The sequence below is a fragment of the Polaribacter sp. HA6-7 genome, assembly GCF_055693625.1.
In genome coordinates this window covers 3,080,099-3,096,758 of record NZ_CM146338.1, presented here as the reverse complement: position 1 = coordinate 3,096,758, position 16,660 = coordinate 3,080,099, and the positions used below count along the sequence as shown (strand labels likewise).

General features: G+C 30.5%; 10 protein-coding genes and 4 pseudogenes. All 14 read left to right on the top strand.

Annotation, left to right across the window (positions count from 1 at the left end; genetic code table 11):
- The 14 genes and pseudogenes from ACZ1HD_RS17275 to ACZ1HD_RS17210 all read left to right on the top strand — a co-directional run bounded on the left by ACZ1HD_RS17275 (position 1) and on the right by ACZ1HD_RS17210 (position 16,653).
- Positions 1-1,141, top strand: a pseudogene (locus ACZ1HD_RS17275) (DUF5929 domain-containing protein).
- Between the two features lie 197 nt (positions 1,142-1,338).
- Positions 1,339-3,850, top strand: a pseudogene (gene nirB, locus ACZ1HD_RS17270) (nitrite reductase large subunit NirB).
- A 221-nt stretch (positions 3,851-4,071) separates the two neighbouring features.
- A complete protein-coding gene (nirD, locus tag ACZ1HD_RS17265) occupies positions 4,072-4,449 on the top strand; it encodes a nitrite reductase small subunit NirD (RefSeq protein WP_340931968.1) in 378 nt (125 codons plus the stop codon).
- A 9-nt stretch (positions 4,450-4,458) separates the two neighbouring features.
- Positions 4,459-5,043: a DUF4202 domain-containing protein gene (locus tag ACZ1HD_RS17260; RefSeq protein WP_472688164.1), complete on the top strand. Its 585-nt coding sequence runs from the start codon at positions 4,459-4,461 to the stop codon at positions 5,041-5,043.
- Between the two features lie 11 nt (positions 5,044-5,054).
- On the top strand, positions 5,055-5,318 hold the full coding sequence (locus ACZ1HD_RS17255) for a type IV pili methyl-accepting chemotaxis transducer N-terminal domain-containing protein (protein WP_472688163.1): 264 nt from the start codon (positions 5,055-5,057) through the stop codon (positions 5,316-5,318).
- Between the two features lie 107 nt (positions 5,319-5,425).
- The gene (locus ACZ1HD_RS17250; protein ID WP_472688162.1) at positions 5,426-5,647 is read left to right on the top strand and encodes a hypothetical protein; all 222 of its coding nucleotides are present in this window, start codon (positions 5,426-5,428) and stop codon (positions 5,645-5,647) included.
- A 115-nt stretch (positions 5,648-5,762) separates the two neighbouring features.
- Positions 5,763-6,863: a sensor histidine kinase gene (locus ACZ1HD_RS17245; protein ID WP_472688161.1), complete on the top strand. Its 1,101-nt coding sequence runs from the start codon at positions 5,763-5,765 to the stop codon at positions 6,861-6,863.
- A gap of 53 nt (positions 6,864-6,916) precedes the next feature.
- The gene (locus tag ACZ1HD_RS17240) at positions 6,917-7,573 is read left to right on the top strand and encodes a response regulator (protein ID WP_472688160.1); all 657 of its coding nucleotides are present in this window, start codon (positions 6,917-6,919) and stop codon (positions 7,571-7,573) included.
- Positions 7,574-7,741: 168 nt separating this feature from the next.
- Positions 7,742-9,172 (top strand): MFS transporter, encoded by a 1,431-nt coding sequence (locus ACZ1HD_RS17235; protein WP_472688159.1) that lies wholly within the window; start codon positions 7,742-7,744, stop codon positions 9,170-9,172.
- Positions 9,173-9,298: 126 nt separating this feature from the next.
- Positions 9,299-12,817 (top strand): annotated as a pseudogene (locus tag ACZ1HD_RS17230) (molybdopterin-dependent oxidoreductase).
- Positions 12,814-13,275, top strand: coding sequence for a hypothetical protein (locus ACZ1HD_RS17225; protein ID WP_472688158.1), 462 nt, complete (start codon positions 12,814-12,816; stop codon positions 13,273-13,275). The pseudogene ACZ1HD_RS17230 and the gene ACZ1HD_RS17225 overlap by 4 nt, the downstream one beginning before the upstream one ends.
- Positions 13,260-14,258 (top strand): rubredoxin, encoded by a 999-nt coding sequence (locus tag ACZ1HD_RS17220; protein WP_472688157.1) that lies wholly within the window; start codon positions 13,260-13,262, stop codon positions 14,256-14,258. The genes ACZ1HD_RS17225 and ACZ1HD_RS17220 overlap by 16 nt, the downstream gene beginning before the upstream one ends.
- On the top strand, positions 14,245-14,991 hold the full coding sequence (locus ACZ1HD_RS17215) for a Crp/Fnr family transcriptional regulator (RefSeq protein WP_340931979.1): 747 nt from the start codon (positions 14,245-14,247) through the stop codon (positions 14,989-14,991). Before ACZ1HD_RS17220 ends, ACZ1HD_RS17215 begins: the two co-directional genes overlap by 14 nt.
- A gap of 277 nt (positions 14,992-15,268) precedes the next feature.
- A pseudogene (locus ACZ1HD_RS17210) lies at positions 15,269-16,653 on the top strand (CmpA/NrtA family ABC transporter substrate-binding protein).
- Positions 16,654-16,660 lie beyond the last annotated feature (7 nt).

Here is a 16,660-nt window from a genome sequence, read left to right as displayed (position 1 = left end):
ATGATAAACAAACGCCTTTTAATTAAAAACTTACTTTCTCATAATGATGAGAATAGTTTTTATGATAAAAAGCAAAGATTATCTTTAAATAGAAAAGACGGGAAAGCGAAATTTTTAAAACATATATGTGCACTTTCTAATTCGAATCCTTTTAATAATTCTTACATTGTTATTGGGGTAGAAGATGAAGAAAATAAGATTTTAGGTGTAGATTTTTTTGATGACAGTAAAATACAAAATCTTGTAAATGCTTATGTAACAAATCCACCAAAAATTGCATATGAAAATGTTCGTTTTCCTAGTTTACCACGACATAAAGTTATTGGTTTGGTTACAATTTATCCAAATAACTTAATAGCTTCTCTATCAAAAAAAACATGGAAATATAATAAAGGAACCATTTTTTATCGAAGTGGAAGTATTTCGATGCCTTTTCTTGGCGAAAATTTCGAATTAAGGAATAGAAACAAAGATGTTGTTGCAGCTATAGAAAAAAATGCAAGTAATAATATTGAGTTAACTTTAAATGGAGTTTTCGATTTTATAAACAATCACAAATCTAAATACAATCCTCAATACAAAGTTTTTAATGAACAATTTGTGCTTTGTTGGGCAGGAGAAAAAAGTAATTAATAACGAAATTTACTATTCTAGAGTAGATATAGAATTAATTAACGAGCAAGTTCAGTTGTTTTTCTCTGCTTTAGATGATGTTAAAATTACGTATAATAATAATTCATTTATTATAACAGAATTTATTTTTCTAGGATTAGAAAAGCAAGAAAAATATTATCCGTTAGAAAAAACAATAATTCATTTTAAAGAAAATGGCAGACACGATATTGTAAATGACTTTTTGTTTGAACCACCTGTTTTTAATAATAAAGTTATGATACATATTTATAATAATTGCAATTTAATTGTTAGAAAATTATCAGAAAATAGACGGTTATCTGTTACAGAACACGAAGATGTTTTAAGATTGCCAACTAATTATTTAATTTGTTATTTACATGGTTTTCTAGATGCTGAAGAAAATTTAAAAAAAGCTAAAAGCTATATTAAAAGTTTAGAAAATAAATCTACTTATATAAAATATAAAGAAACTTTGCGTGTTATTAGAAAATTAAAATACGCATAGTAACTTGTATAAAACTATCAATTACCGTTATGGTAATATGGCTTTCATATTTATTGTAATGCAATTTTGTTAAATATTCATTTATACTTCTTTTTTTCTCTATAATCATAAAAATTAATCACTTATGTGAAATAATTAATATTCTACATTTATAAATTAAGTATAAATACTTAGTTTTGTTTTTAAAATACGTAATTATGAAAACAATAATTGTTGTAGGAAATGGTATGGTTGGTTATAAGTTTTGTGAAAAATTTGTAAACCAATCTCAAAACAAAGAATTTAAAATTATTGTTTTTGGTGAAGAACCAAGACCTGCATACGACAGGGTTCATTTAAGCGAATATTTTGAAAACAAAGATGCTAAAGCCTTAGAAATGGCTCCACTTGCTTGGTATGAAGAAAATAATATCGATTTAATTACAAATACTAGAGTTACAGATATCAGCAGGAATTCTAAAACAATAACTACTACTGATGATACTAAATATACTTACGATTATTTAGTATTGGCAACAGGATCTTCTGCATTTGTGCCACCCATAAAAGGCATAGAAAAAGAGGGTGTTTTTGTGTATAGAACAATCGAAGATTTAGAGGCCACTATGAATTATGTAGCCAAATTAAAATCTACAGGAACACAGAAAAAAGCAGCTATTTTAGGAGGTGGTTTATTGGGTTTAGAAGCTGCAAAGGCTTTAGTAGATATGGGTTTGGAAACTGCTGTTGTAGAATTTGCGCCTAGATTAATGCCAAGACAATTAAATAATGATGCCAGTAAATCACTTCAAAAAAACTAGAAGCATTAGGTATTGAAATTTTACTAAGCAAAGCTACACAACAATTAACAGGAGGCAAATTTATAACAGGAATGCAATTTTCTGAAGAGGAAACTGTTCCTTTTGATATGTTATTGGTTTCAGCAGGAATTAGACCAAGAGATGAATTGGCTAAAACCTGCAATTTAGAAGTAGGTAAAAGAGGAGGTATTCTAGTATCTAATGATATGAGAACCTCAGATGAAGCCATTTTTGCAATTGGAGAATGTGCCTTATTAAATAGCATGATTTATGGTTTGGTGGCTCCTGGTTACGATATGGCAGAAATTGCTGTAGTTCAAATTTTAGGAGATAAAGAAGCAACAATGCCAACTGCAATAGACATGTCTACAAAATTAAAATTAAGTGGTATAGATGTAGCTAGTTTTGGAGATGCTTTAAATGATAATGATGGATTGGAAATTGTGTACGAAAATGCATTTGAAGGTGTTTATAAAAGTATTATTGTAAATAAAGAAGGTACTTCTTTGTTAGGAGGAATAATGGTTGGAGATGCTTCAGATTATAGCATGTTGCATCAAATTTTCTTAAACGGAATGAAAATTCCGGAAAACCCAGCACAATTAATTTTACCGGCTACAGATGGTGGTGCAACTTTAGGAGATGTCATGGATTTACCAGACGATGCTCAAGTTTGTTCTTGCGAAAGTGTAACTAAAGGTCAAATTTGTGGGGTTATAGAAAATGGAGAAGCTAAAGATTTAGCAGACGTAGTTTCTTGTACAAAAGCAGGTACAGGTTGTGGAGGCTGTAAGCCTATGGTGGCAGATTTAACCACAGCCACTCTTAAATCTTTAGGAATCACGGTAAAAGATACAGTTTGCGAACATTTTGATTTTAACAGACAAGATTTATATAAAATTATAGAAGTAAAAGGCTATACTACTTTTAATGAAGTTTTAGATAATCATGGTAATGGAGGTCATGGTTGTGAATTGTGTAAACCTTTAATAGCTTCTTTAATGGCAACAATTCATGCAGATACTGCCAATAAAGAATATGCCATACAAGATTCTAACGATCGTTTTTTGGCAAACATTCAAAGAAATGGAACCTATTCTGTAGTACCTAGAGTTCCTGGAGGAGAAATTACACCAGATAAATTAATTGCTTTAGGGCAAATTGCCAAAAAGTACGATTTATATACCAAAGTAACTGGTGGTGTAAGAATAGATTTATTTGGGGCAACCTTAAATCAGTTGCCATTAATTTGGAAAGAATTAATAGCACATGGATTTGAAAGTGGGCATGCCTATGGTAAATCTTTAAGAACTGTAAAAACCTGTGTAGGTTCTACTTGGTGTAGATATGGTATGGCAGAAAGTGTAAGTTTTGGTATAGAATTAGAAAACAGATATAGAGGAATTAGAGCGCCTCATAAAATTAAAGGTGGTGTTTCAGGTTGCATTAGAGAGTGTGCAGAGGCAAGAGGTAAAGATTTTGGGTTAATTGCTGTAGAAGGTGGTTGGAATTTGTATTTAGGAGGAAATGGTGGTGCAAACCCACGTCATGCAGAATTATTTGCAGAACAAATAGATAATGAAACTGTTGTAAAATATTTAGATAGATATTTAATGTTTTACATGCGTACTGCAAAACCTTTGCAAAGAACTGCTGCTTGGCAAGAACGTTTAGAAGGCGGTTTAGACTATTTAAAAGAAGTAATTATAGACGATAAATTGGGTATTGCACAAGATTTAGAAACAGAAATGCAAACCTTAGTAAATAAGTTTGAATGTGAGTGGACACAAGCTGTAAACGACCCGAAGTAATGAAACGTTTTAACCACTTTGTAAATAGCGATGAAGAGGATGATAACATAGCATTTGTATCTTTAAGAGATCAAAAAATGCCACAGCCTTGGGTTTAAAAATTTGCAAAATGTTACAAAAACATTGTAAGTGTATTAAAAGAAACAAAGCATCAGTTTAGCTAAAGGTTGGTAAATAGTTGCGTTAGGGATTGAAACGACATCCTTTTTTGTGTCAGTTCGAGTTTTTTGTGAAGAAATGAACAAAAAGTATCTAGAACAAACATAAAAGATATAGTGTAAAGCCCGACCTTTAGGTAACGCCAAAATAAATAACAATTATGCAAGAAATAGTAGACAATTATAAATCAGTATTAGATAAAGATGTTAAAATTTGGTTTAAAGCAGCCTCTGTAAAAGATTTTCCAACAGATGGTGGGGCTTGCGTTAAGTATAAAGATAAACAAATTGCAGTTTTTAATTTTGCTAGAATAAACAAATGGTATGCTTGCCAAAATGTTTGTCCGCATAAAATGGAAATGGTATTAAGTAGAGGTATGATTGGTGATGATAAAGGCTTGCCAAAAGTAGCTTGCCCACTGCATAAAAAAACATTTTCTTTAGAAAATGGAGAAAATTTAAACGGAGACTTAGAGGCTATTGCCACGTATCCTGTAAAAATTGAGGCAGAAAATGTGTATATTGGCTTTCAAGAATAAAAGAAAAAAATGAAGCCAACAAAATTTGAGACTGCGATCGCCTTAATAGATAAAAAAAATGCAGAAGATCCTAATATTTATACTGTTTCTGGTTTAGATTACCCAAAAGAATTATTGTATTCTCAAAGAATGTCTAGAAAGCTTCTTCAATTCGACTCTAATGCATCAAAAGCATTGCAAATAGCAGCTAGAGCACAACATATATGTAGATGGATAATTCCACGAAATGAATTTCCAATGGATAGGATTGGTTATTTAAAATGGCGAGAAACATTAAAAAAAATGCATGCAAAAACTACAGTAGATATTTTACAAAAAGTAGGTTTTGATGAGCAGTTTATAAATCGTGTAGAAAAGATTATTCTTAAAAAAATGATTAAAAAGAATGATGAATCTCAAACTATTGAAGACGTGATATGTTTGGTTTTTTTAGATTATTATTTTGATGAATTTGCCGTAAAACATTCCGATGAAAAAGTAATTGACATTTTACAAAAAACTTGGATAAAAATGTCTGATAAAGGTAGAGAAGCTGCGTTGCAATTATCTTTTTCTGATAAAGGTCTTAATTTGGTTAAAAAAGCTATTTCATAGATATTTTTGCAATGAAAAATAGCGGAAACTCTTTAGATCAGCGTACGTTTTCTAAACTAAGCCGTTTATATATTATTGCATTAAGTACTATTGCTCTTTCTGTAATTATAAGTCAGTTTTTTGTAAGAGATCATTTAAATAATCAAGAAAGTGATTCTACAGTTATAAACGTTGCTGGTAGGCAAAGAATGTTAAGTCAAAAGCTAACAAAAGAAATTGTTTCTTTGTCTGTTTCTTTAGAAGAAAAAAACGAAAAGAACTTAAGAGCAAAATAAAAAAAACACTAGCTTTATGGAGTTTATCGCATAATGCTTTACAGAAAGGAAGTGATTCTTTAGGACTTCCTGCCAAAAATAGCACCGTCATAAAAGAAAAGTTTTTAGTGCTTAATCCTATTTTTGATACTATTCAAAAAGTAGCTAAATCGATTATAACCAAATTAGAAAAATCACCAATAATTTCTATTGAAGAATTAACTGTAGATATAAGTAAAGTTACAAAGAAAGAAAGTGATTTTTTATTGATTATGGATGATATTGTAAATCAATATGATAAAGAAGCAGATATAAAAGTTACTTGGTTAAGAAAGTTCGAGTTTTTTTGATGATATTAACTTTGTTAATTCTTTTAGTCGAGTTTTTATTTATTTTTTGGCCGACTGCAAAATCCGTTAAATCTATTTTGTCAGAACTTTTATCAGCAGAAAAAAAGCGAAAAGAATGGCTTTTGAAGCAGATCAATTAAGTATTGCTAAAGAAAAGTCAATAAAAGAATTAAGAGCTTTAAGTCATGCGATGGATGAGACTCTTTTGTTTGCTCGAATATCTCAATTTGGCAATATTATTCATGTTGGAAATAAGTTTTCTAGATTGTTTAAACTATCAAGATTTAAGAAAGATATCTTGTTTTGGAAATTTTTAAGTACCAATGAAAATGAACAACAAAATATAGAAGATTTAATTAATAAGCATAACAAAACGGGTTGGCAAGGAGAGGTTAAAGCAACAACAAAAGACAATCAAGATGTTTGGTTAGAAATGTCGATAATACCTTATAGAGTTAGTGATGATAAATCAGAATTATTGATAATAGGTTCAGAAATTACAAAACGAAAAGCAGCGCAATTAGAAATTGATAGACTTTGGCAAGATAGTTTTGATGAGAAAATGAATCAACAAAAAATAATTTCAAGTAAAATTATAGAGAACCAAGAAAAAGAACAAAATAGAATTGCAAAAGATGTGCATGATGGCATTGGGCAAATGCTAACTGGTCTTAAATATAATTTAGAAAGTATCAATTTAGATAATATTGAAAAGTCTAGAGAGAAAATTGAAAACCTTAAGTTGTTAACTACAAGTATTATAAAAGGAGTAAGAACAGCCACTTTTAATTTAACACCTCCAGAACTTTCAGACCACGGTATTGTGCCAGCAATAACCAAGCTAACAAGAGAGTTAAGTAAGTTAACCGGTAAAGAAATTTTATTTCTTAATAAGACAGATTTTAATTTAAGGTTAGATTCTTTAACAGAAATAAATCTTTATAGAATTGTACAAGAAGCTGTAAATAATGCGATAAAATATGCAGCATCATCTTATATTTTAGTAACAATGTCGCATAGCAATAAAATACTTAGTATTGTTATTGATGATGATGGTAAAGGTTTTGAGCCTAATAAGATTAAGAAAGTTAAAGATGGAGATGGCGGAATGGGAATGACCTTTATGAAAGAGCGTATAAAGTATATAGATGGTAGACTTTTTATTTCTTCTCAGCCAAATGAAGGTACAAGAATTACGTTAAATATACCTATTTAGATGTACGTATTTTTACGTAAAAATAGTATTTTTGTTGGTCTAAAAAGTTAGGTATGATAAATGTAGTTTTGGCAGATGACCATGTTTTAGTAAGAAATGGTATTAAAGCATTATTAGAAGATGAAACGGGTATTACTGTTATTGACGAGGCTTCTGATGGTAAAGAAGTAATACGTATAATTTCTACTAATAAACCAGATATTTTAATCGTAGATATTCGAATGCCGGAAATGAATGGTATAGAGGTGGTTGCAGAAATAAGCAAAAACCATAAAGAAATTAAAACATTAGTTTTATCTATGCATGATTCTGAAGAGTATGTGGTAAAATCTATACAAGCTGGCGCCGATGGTTATTTGTTAAAAGGAGCAAGTAAAGAGGAGTTTTTAAAAGCGCTAACAAAAATTGCAGCTGGTGGTAAATATTTTACTGGTGATGTATCTTCTATTATTATGAATAATTTTGTTAATGGAAACACGAGTGCTGCAGTAGAAACAAAAATGCAAAAAGAACTTCCTTTTAAGTTAACCAAAAGAGAAAAGCAAATACTTAGTTTGGTTTTAGAGTTAAAAAATAATAAAGATATTGCAGAAGAACTTAAAATTAGCAAAAGAACAGCAGAGGTGCATCGTTTTAATCTAATGAAAAAATTAGAGGTTAAAAATTTAATGGAGCTTACAGCTAAGGCTAAAGAATATCAATTAATATAAATTCTTTAGACATCTTTTTATATTACAATCGTTTTTTTAATATAAATTTTACATTTTTCTTAAAATCATTCTTGTGTAATTATTAAATTACTAATAATTAAAATATACGTATAATTATCATTAAAATTAAGTATTTATACTTAGTTTTGTGGGGTAAATATATGTATCATGCCAATTTTAGCACAAGAAAAATCAACAAAATTAAGTTTATTAGATTTTAAAAATGTTTCTACTAGAACATTTTGGATTACTTCCATATCATTTTTTATGTGCTTTTTTGCATGGTTTGGCATTGTGCCTTTTATGCCAGATGTTGTTAAAGACTTAGGCTTAACTCCAGATCAAAAATGGAATTCAATTATTTTGGCAGTTTCAGGAACTGTTTTTGCACGTTTACTAATTGGTAAGTTATGTGATAAATACGGTCCTAGATATTGCTATACATACTTATTAATGTTGGGTGCTATTCCTGTAGTTCTTTGCGGATTAGTACAAACACCAACACAGTTTTTAATTTGTAGGTTATTTATAGGTTTTATTGGTGCATCTTTTGTAATTACACAAGTGCATACATCTTTAATGTTTGCGCCAAATATTGTTGGTACAGCAAATGCTACTTCTGCAGGTTGGGGTAATTTAGGAGGAGGAGCAAACAGACTAGGAATGCCTTTAATAGCAGCAGCGGTTGTAAGCCTTGGTGTTGCAGAAGCAGAAGCTTGGAGGTATTCTATGATAATTGCTGGTGTTATTTGTTTTTGTATGGGTATTATTTATTTCTTTTTCACAAAAGATACTCCTAAAGGAAATTATAGCGATTTAAAAGCTGCTGGAGAAATGGTGATAACTAAAAAAGATCAAATAGGTTTTTTAGAAGTTTTAAAAGATTACAGAGTTTGGATTTTATTTATAGTTTATGCTGCTAGTTTTGGTATAGAATTAACGGTTTATGGTACTATGGACGATTATTTGCAAAATACTTTTCAATTAGAAAGAGTAACTGCTGGTAATTTAGTGCTTTCATTTGCTTTGATGAATATTTTTGCCGTAACATTAGGAGGTTTTTTTGGAGATAAATTCGGGAAACTAAGAGGTTTAAGAGGTCGTGTTTTGTTTTTGTCGTTTATTTTAACACTTCAAGGAATTGTGCTAATTTCTTTTTCCGGAGCAACAAGCTTAATAGTAGGTGTTGTTTTTTTAATAATGTTTAGTTTAAGTGTTCAAATGGCAGAAGGAGCAACCTTTTCTGTAGTGCCGTTTATAAACAAAAAAGCTATTGGTGCTGTGTCTGGTATTGTGGGTGCTGGTGGAAATGTAGGCGCATTTTTAGCTGCAATATTATTAAAAACCAAATCTTCATTTGCAGAAAAAGCTGCAATTACGGCTAACGAAGGTTTGGGTGCAGAGGTTATAAAGAACGCGCAATCAATCGCTTCATCTAGTGCAGTTTCAAGTGGTTATTTAATAATTGGTGTTATTGTTGTTTTAACAGGTTTGGTTGCATTATCTATTAAATTTTCTAAAGAAGAAGAACAGCTAGAAAGTAAAAAATATACAGAAGAAATAATACCTCAGTTAATTCCTATAAATGTAAAAAGTTAAAATTTATACTCTTTTTTATTGATTTATAAATTCAAGATATTCTTTTTTAAGAAAATCAGAATAATAAAATCAATCTTAGGTTTCTAGAGTTTTAATGTCGTATTTAGTATAAAATCTTGGTCTAAAATGATGAAAAAAGAAATAAAAACAACTTGTTCATACTGCGGAGTAGGATGTGGAATTGTTGTAAAAAAGGATATTAATAACAAGATTTTTGTTGAAGGAGATAAAGAACATCCGGTTAATAAAGGAATGTTATGTTCTAAAGGAATGAACTTGCATTATGTAGCCAATGATACTTCAGATAGAATTTTATATCCGAAATGCGTTGGTCTCGATCTCATCCAAAAGAACGTGTTTCATGGAATGATGCATTAGATAGGGCTGCAAGCGTTTTTAAATCTGTCATAAAAAAGCACGGTCCAGACTCTGTTGCATTCTATGTTTCGGCCGAGTTTAACAGAAGAATATTACATTGCAAATAAGCTTACAAAAGGATTTTTAGGTACAAATAATATAGATACAAACTCACGTTTATGTATGAGTTCTGCTGTTGTTGGCTATAAGAAAACATTTGGCGAAGATAGTGTGCCTATTTCTTATGCAGATATCGAGTTGGCAGATTGTTTTTTAATTACAGGAGCAAATCCTGCTTGGTGTCACCCAATTTTATTTAGAAGGATAGAGCAGCATAAAGAGAAAAATCCGAATGTAAAAATTATTGTAATAGATCCAAGGAAAACAGATACAGCAAACTTTGCAGATTTACATTTACAATTAAAACCAGGAACCGATATCGTTTTATATAATGCCATTGGAAGGCGTCTATATAAAAGGGGTTTAATTGATGAGGATTTTATTAAAAATTACACTCAAGGTTTTCAAGATTATAAGAAAGTTATTTTAGAAACGAGTCTTAAAAAAGCTTCTAAAATATGTGGGGTTCTAGAAGACGATATCGAAAAAGCAGCAGAAATTATAGGGCTTTCAAAGGGTTTTATAAGTATGTGGGCAATGGGTTTAAATCAAAGTGTAATAGGTACAGATAAAAATACTTCTCTGCTAAATTTATCTTTAATTACAGGGCATGTTGGTAAACCAGGTTCAGGGCCTTTTTCATTAACAGGGCAACCTAACGCAATGGGTGGTCGTGAAGTTGGTGGAATGGCAAATTTATTGGCTGTTCACAAAGATTTAAATAATGAAGAACATAGAGCAGAAGTTGCTCAGTTTTGGGGTGTTGATAAAATATCTGCTAAACCAGGGCTAACAGCCACAGAAATGTTTGATGCTTTAGAAAGTGGTAAATTAAAAGCAATTTGGATAGCTTGTACAAATCCGTTAGTAAGTTTACCAAATTCTCATAGAATTGAGAAAGCGATGGCAAAATCTAAGTTTGTAGTCGTGCAAGAAATATCACATAAATCTGATACTGTAGCTTATGCAGATTTAGTTTTACCTGCAGCTGGTTGGTTAGAAAAAGAAGGAACTATGACCAATTCTGAACGTAGAATATCTTATTTGCCAAAAGAAATAGATGCGCCAGGAGAAGCAAGACCAGATGTAGAAATTTTTTGTGATTTTGCACAAAGAATGGGGTTTAGGGGTTTTAATTATAATAGCACAGAAGAAATTTATGATGAATATACTGCTATGACTAAAGGTACTAAAATTGATGTTTCATTTTTAAATTACGAGAGATTAAAGTTAGAAGGAACTTTTCAATGGCCAGTAAATAAATACAGAAGTAAAGGAACTCCTCGCCTTTTTGAAGATAAGAAATTTTATACACCTTCTCAAAAAGCCATTTTTAATGTGCCTTCATCAATACAAAATACAGCAATAGAAACTTCAGATGAATTTCCTTTAATCTTAACCACTGGTCGTATTAGAGATCAGTGGCATACCATGACAAAAACAGGAAAAGTATCTCGTTTAAAAACACATTATCCAAAACCAGTTTTAGAAATAAATCCTGTAGATGCTTATTTAAATAACATAAAAGATGGTGATATTACTGAAATTAAAAGTGCAAACGGTGTTGTAAGGGTTCGTGCAAAAGTTACAGATGTAATTAAAGAAGGTGTTGTTTTTTTACCAATGCATTGGGGTAAAGTTTTGCAAAGTAATTTAAATAGAGCAAACAATTTAACCAACACGCATTTAGATCCAATATCTAAAGAGCCCGATTTTAAATTCACAACAGTTGCTGTATCTAAATATAAAAAACCTAAAGAAAAAATTATAATTGCGGGTGCAGGTGCCGCTGCATTTCGCTTTTTACAAAATTATCGAGATTATAATGACGTAGACGAAATTCATGTTTTTTCTATGGAATCTAACTTGTTTTACAACCGTGTTTTATTGCCGGAATATGTAACAGAAGAATTATCTTGGGAACAATTATTAAAAATAAAAAATGCAGAATTATCTGAGTTAAACGTTCATTTACATCCAAAAACACTAATAAATAATATCGATAAGAATAACAAAATTGTTACAGATTCTGAAGGTAAAAAACATACGTTCGATAAATTAATTTTAGCTACAGGAAGTAGTGCTTTTATACCAAAAGATGTTCAAATAGAATTACCCGGACGTTTTACAATGCGTAACAAGATAGATGCAGATAATTTTAAGAAATACTTAGAAGACACAGGTCTACCGCCGGAAGAACAACATGTAGTTATTGTTGGTGGTGGTTTGTTAGGCTTAGAATTAGCAGCAGCTATGAAACACAAAAATGTAAAAATTACCATTGTTCAAAGAGCTTCTAGATTAATGGAGCGCCAATTAGATAAAATTTCTAGTAAACTATTATCACTAGATGTGCAAGAAAGAGGAATCCAAATTTATTTTGATAACGAGGTAAGTACTGTTTTTGATGAGGAAGAAACAGGTGAATTAAATATCAACCTTAAAAGCGGAAAATACATTACAGCAAACGCAATTGTGTATGCTATTGGTACAAGACCAAATATAGAAATAGCAAAAAGCGGTGGCATTCTTTGTGGTAGAGGTGTTAAGGTAAATCAACATCTACAATCTTCTCATCCGGATATTTTTGCTATCGGAGAAATTGCAGAATTTAAAAACCAGTTATTTGGAATTACATCGGCAGCTGAAGAACAAGCCGGAATTTTAGCAAATTTTATTGCTGGGGATATTAGCGAATCTTATAAAGGATCTGTGTTAATGAATATTTTAAAATTTAACGACTTAAACCTATGTAGCATTGGTAATATTACCGTTCCGAGAAAATGATAACAGTTACGAAGAAATTATTTTTACTGATATTTCTAAACGTTATTATAAAAAATGTATTGTAAAAGATGATTTACTAATTGGTGCAGTTTTAATGGGTGATAAGAATGAGTTTGCAGAGTTTAAAACAATGATAGAAAGTAAAATCGAACTGTCAGACAAACGAGATGCATTATTAAGAGGTTCTTCTAATGCAGAACCCGTTTTAGGTAAACTTGTATGTTCTTGTAGCCAAGTGGGTTCGGAAACCTAGAAACTGCTATAACAAAAGGTTGTGTAAACTTTACAGAATTGTGTAATAAAACAGGTGCAGGCTTAGGTTGTGGAAGCTGTAAGACAGAAATAAGAGAAATCTTAAATAACTCAAAAGTAAGCATATGAAACAATTAAACAGAGTTATTGTTAAAGGAGGAGTACTAACTCCTGGAGAACTAAAATATATATGTGAATCTGTAGAAAGTTTAGGGTGTAAAACGATTTCATTTGGTTCTAGACAAGATATTTTATTGCCTAAAAAAGTACAACCAGAAGATTTACTTAAGTTTGATAAGTTACAAATTGTAGAGTTTGATGAGATAGGAGTCGAAAATATGGTCTCTTCTTACGTTTGTGCAGATATTTTTCCTTCTACATCTTGGTTAACAGGAGATCGTTATCTTTATATATTAGAACAATTTAAAGAGAAATCAACATTAAAAATTAACATTACAGATCCAAAACAAAGACTGGTTCCGTTATTTACTGGTCATATTAACTTTATAGCTTCAGAGCATGAAGATTATTGGTATTTGTATATTAGATTGCCGAATGGAGTGTTACAAAAATGTATCCTGCTTTAGTTTATAGTTGGGATTTGTTTAAGATTGAAGCTGCAATAGAAAGTTTGCTAAAAGAAGAACCAGAAGATATTGATACCATTTTTGAATTAGTTACAGATGCTGTAGATACTAATAATAGAACGGTAGATAAACCTTTAGAAGTTCCATTTTATCCTTTTCCTTATTTCGAGGGAATGAATAAAATAGGATTGGATAAATATTGGTTGGGTTTATATTGGAGAAATAATAAATATGATGTTTCTTTTTTAAAGGAAATGTGCGAGTTGTGTCTTGATAATAAAATTGGTAAAATATCTATCACACCCTGGAAATCTTTTATTGTTAAAGGTATACCAAGAGAATCTAAATTAGTTTGGGAAAAATTTCTTGGCAAAAGAGGTATTAATGTACGTCACTCTATGTTAGAGTTAAACTGGCATTTACCAGTAGCTAACAAAGAAGCATTAAACCTAAAAAAATACTTGGTTGCTAATTTTGATCAAAATGATATTAGTACCTACGGATTAACATTTGGAATTACAGATTACAACAAATCATCTTACTATTTTACCTCTATCGTAATCGAAAAAAATAAACAACCGGAATTAATAGGTAATTTTCAAACAAGAGATACTTATAATTTATTGTATGCAAAAAACTTCGACCCAAATACTAGAGCATATATTACCCATGTACAAGATGTAGATAAGGTAGAGTTACCGGGGTTATTGATGGAGTTGAGTCAATTGTATTTTGATCAATTAGGATCAGAAAAAGAAGAAGAAAAAAGAGCTATTGTAAAGAAAGAAGTTTTAGTTGAAGAAGTACATCAATGCAAAGATTGTTTTACAGTTTATAATAAAGTTTATGGAGACGTTACTCAGAATATTCCTAAAAATACCCCATTTCAAAATTTACCGAAAGTTACCTTTGTTCACTTTGTGAAGCTCCAAAAACTAGTTTTGAAAAAGAGTATTAGAAAAAAACTAAATGATTGCCTTTAATTCACATATCAATGCACCACAAAATAATACAAATGCAAGGGTTTGCAATTTATGTAATAGTAAAAATTGCTTAATTCATAAAATAAACGAAACATTTTTAGACAATAATACTTCTCAAAGCACCATTATAAAATGCAAAAGAAGTCAACAATTTATTATTGAAGGAGCACCTGTAAATGGCTTGTTTTTTATAAAAAAAGGTACTGTAAAAGTATTTAGAACAGGTATAAATGGCCGAGAACAAATAGTGCGATTTGCTAAATCTTGCGAAATTATTGGTCATCGTGGTTTTGGCACACAAGAATATTATTCTATTGGAGCTATTGCTATTCAAGACACAGAACTCTATTATTTTTCTAAAGAATATTTACAGAAAATTTTACTAGAAAACCCCAAGTTTTCTTACGAGATGATGTTGTTTTATGCCAATGAACTAAATAGAAGCGAAAACAAAGTTAAGTCGATATCACAAATGACAGTTAGAGAACGAGTTATAGATTCTCTTTTATACATATATAGAAAATTTGGTGATTTAAGAGGTTTTCTAAATCTACCTCTTAGTAGAAAAGAATATGCAGATTATGCTGGTACAACAGAAGAGCAAGTAATACGTGTATTTTCAGCTCTAAAAAAAGAGAGATTAATTATTACAAAAGGTAAAAAAATAGCCATAAATAACCTACAATCGCTTAAAAATGAAATTAGTGAACATAACTACTATTTAGATTTGTAAATAAGAATTAATTATTTTTAATAAAAGCCTTTTAAGTTTAAAATCTTAAAAGGCTTTTTCTATTAAAAATCTAAAATTACGTATAGATAAGTACTTGTGTTTTGTTTTTAAGTTATTGTTTATTAACTATTTGTGATTTTAAACTGCGAAATAACAGGATTAAATATGTGGTAAAAAAATGTTTTAACATGTTTTATTTCATAATTCTATAAGAATACTACTTATATATTTGTTAAAAAAATAAGTATTAATACTTAATTTATTAAAATCTAACAAAATGAAATCGCTAATTAAAAAATCAACTTTAGTTTTATCTACAGCACTTTTATTAGTTGCTTGTGGTGGTAAAGAAACTAAAAAAGCAACAACAGCTGTTCAAACAACATCAAAAACAAAACAATTAAATATTGAAAAACCACAATTAACATTTGGGTTTATCAAGTTAACAGATATGGCACCTCCGGCGATTGCAAAAGAAAAAGGGTTTTTTGAAGATGAAGGTTTGTTTGTTTCTGTAGAAGCACAATCTAACTGGAAAAACGTTTTAGATAGAGTTATTGATGGTCAATTAGATGGTTCTCATATGTTAGCAGGTCAACCAATTGCTGCAGGTGCAGGTTTTGGGCGTCAAGCAAAATTAGTAACTCCTTTTTCTATGGATTTAAACGGAAATGGAATTACAGTTTCTAATGATGTTTGGTCTAAAATGAAACCAAATGTACCAAAAGATGGTGCTGGAAAACCAATTCATCCAATTAAAGCAGATGCTTTAAAACCAGTTATTACAGAATACAAAAACTACGGAAAAGCATTTAAAATGGGAATGGTATTTCCTGTATCTACACACAATTACGAAATTAGATATTGGTTAGCTGCAGCTGGAATTCACCCAGGAATGTACACCAAAGAAAATGTACAAGGACAAATTGATGCAGAGGTTTTACTATCTGTAACGCCACCACCACAAATGCCAGCAACATTAGAAGCAGGTACAATTTATGGATATTGTGTAGGTGAACCATGGAATCAGCAAGCTGTATTTAAAGGAATTGGTGTTCCTGTGGTAACAAACTATGATATCTCGGAAAAATAACCCGAGAGAAAGTATTTGTTATGACAGAGAAATTTGTAAAAGAAAATCCAAATACAGCTATTGCAGTAACTAAAGCATTAATTAGAGCAGGTAAATGGTTAGATAAACCAGAAAACAGAAAGGAAGCTGTAAAAATTTTATCAATGTCTCAATATGTTGGTGCACCGAAGCTGTTTTAGCAAATTCTATGACAGGTACTTTCGAGTTTGAAAAAGGTGATAAAAGAGAAATGGAAGACTTTAATGTATTCTATAAATACAATGCAACCTATCCTTTTTATTCTGATGGAATTTGGTTTTTAACGCAAATGAGAAGATGGGGACAAATTCCTGATGCTAAATCTGCAGACTGGTACACATCAACTATAAAAGATATTTACAGACCGGATATCACGGAAAAAAGCAGCAACACTTTTAGTAGAAGAAGGTAATATTCCAGCAACAGATATTCCAGCAACAGATGGTTACAAGCCAGCAACAGCAGACTTTATAGATGGTACAACATATGATGCTAAGGATCCTATTGGATACATCAACAGTTTTAAAATAGGAAATAAAGACAAAAAGTAATTCTCAT

Coding starts and splice junctions, on each gene's coding strand:
- nirD (WP_340931968.1), top strand. CDS start 4,072: ATGCAAGAAATAGTAGACAATTATAAATCAGTATTAGATAAAGATGTT.
- ACZ1HD_RS17260 (WP_472688164.1), top strand. CDS start 4,459: ATGAAGCCAACAAAATTTGAGACTGCGATCGCCTTAATAGATAAAAAA.
- ACZ1HD_RS17255 (WP_472688163.1), top strand. CDS start 5,055: ATGAAAAATAGCGGAAACTCTTTAGATCAGCGTACGTTTTCTAAACTA.
- ACZ1HD_RS17245 (WP_472688161.1), top strand. CDS start 5,763: ATGGCTTTTGAAGCAGATCAATTAAGTATTGCTAAAGAAAAGTCAATA.
- ACZ1HD_RS17240 (WP_472688160.1), top strand. CDS start 6,917: ATGATAAATGTAGTTTTGGCAGATGACCATGTTTTAGTAAGAAATGGT.
- ACZ1HD_RS17235 (WP_472688159.1), top strand. CDS start 7,742: ATGCCAATTTTAGCACAAGAAAAATCAACAAAATTAAGTTTATTAGAT.
- ACZ1HD_RS17225 (WP_472688158.1), top strand. CDS start 12,814: ATGAAACAATTAAACAGAGTTATTGTTAAAGGAGGAGTACTAACTCCT.
- ACZ1HD_RS17220 (WP_472688157.1), top strand. CDS start 13,260: ATGTATCCTGCTTTAGTTTATAGTTGGGATTTGTTTAAGATTGAAGCT.
- ACZ1HD_RS17215 (WP_340931979.1), top strand. CDS start 14,245: ATGATTGCCTTTAATTCACATATCAATGCACCACAAAATAATACAAAT.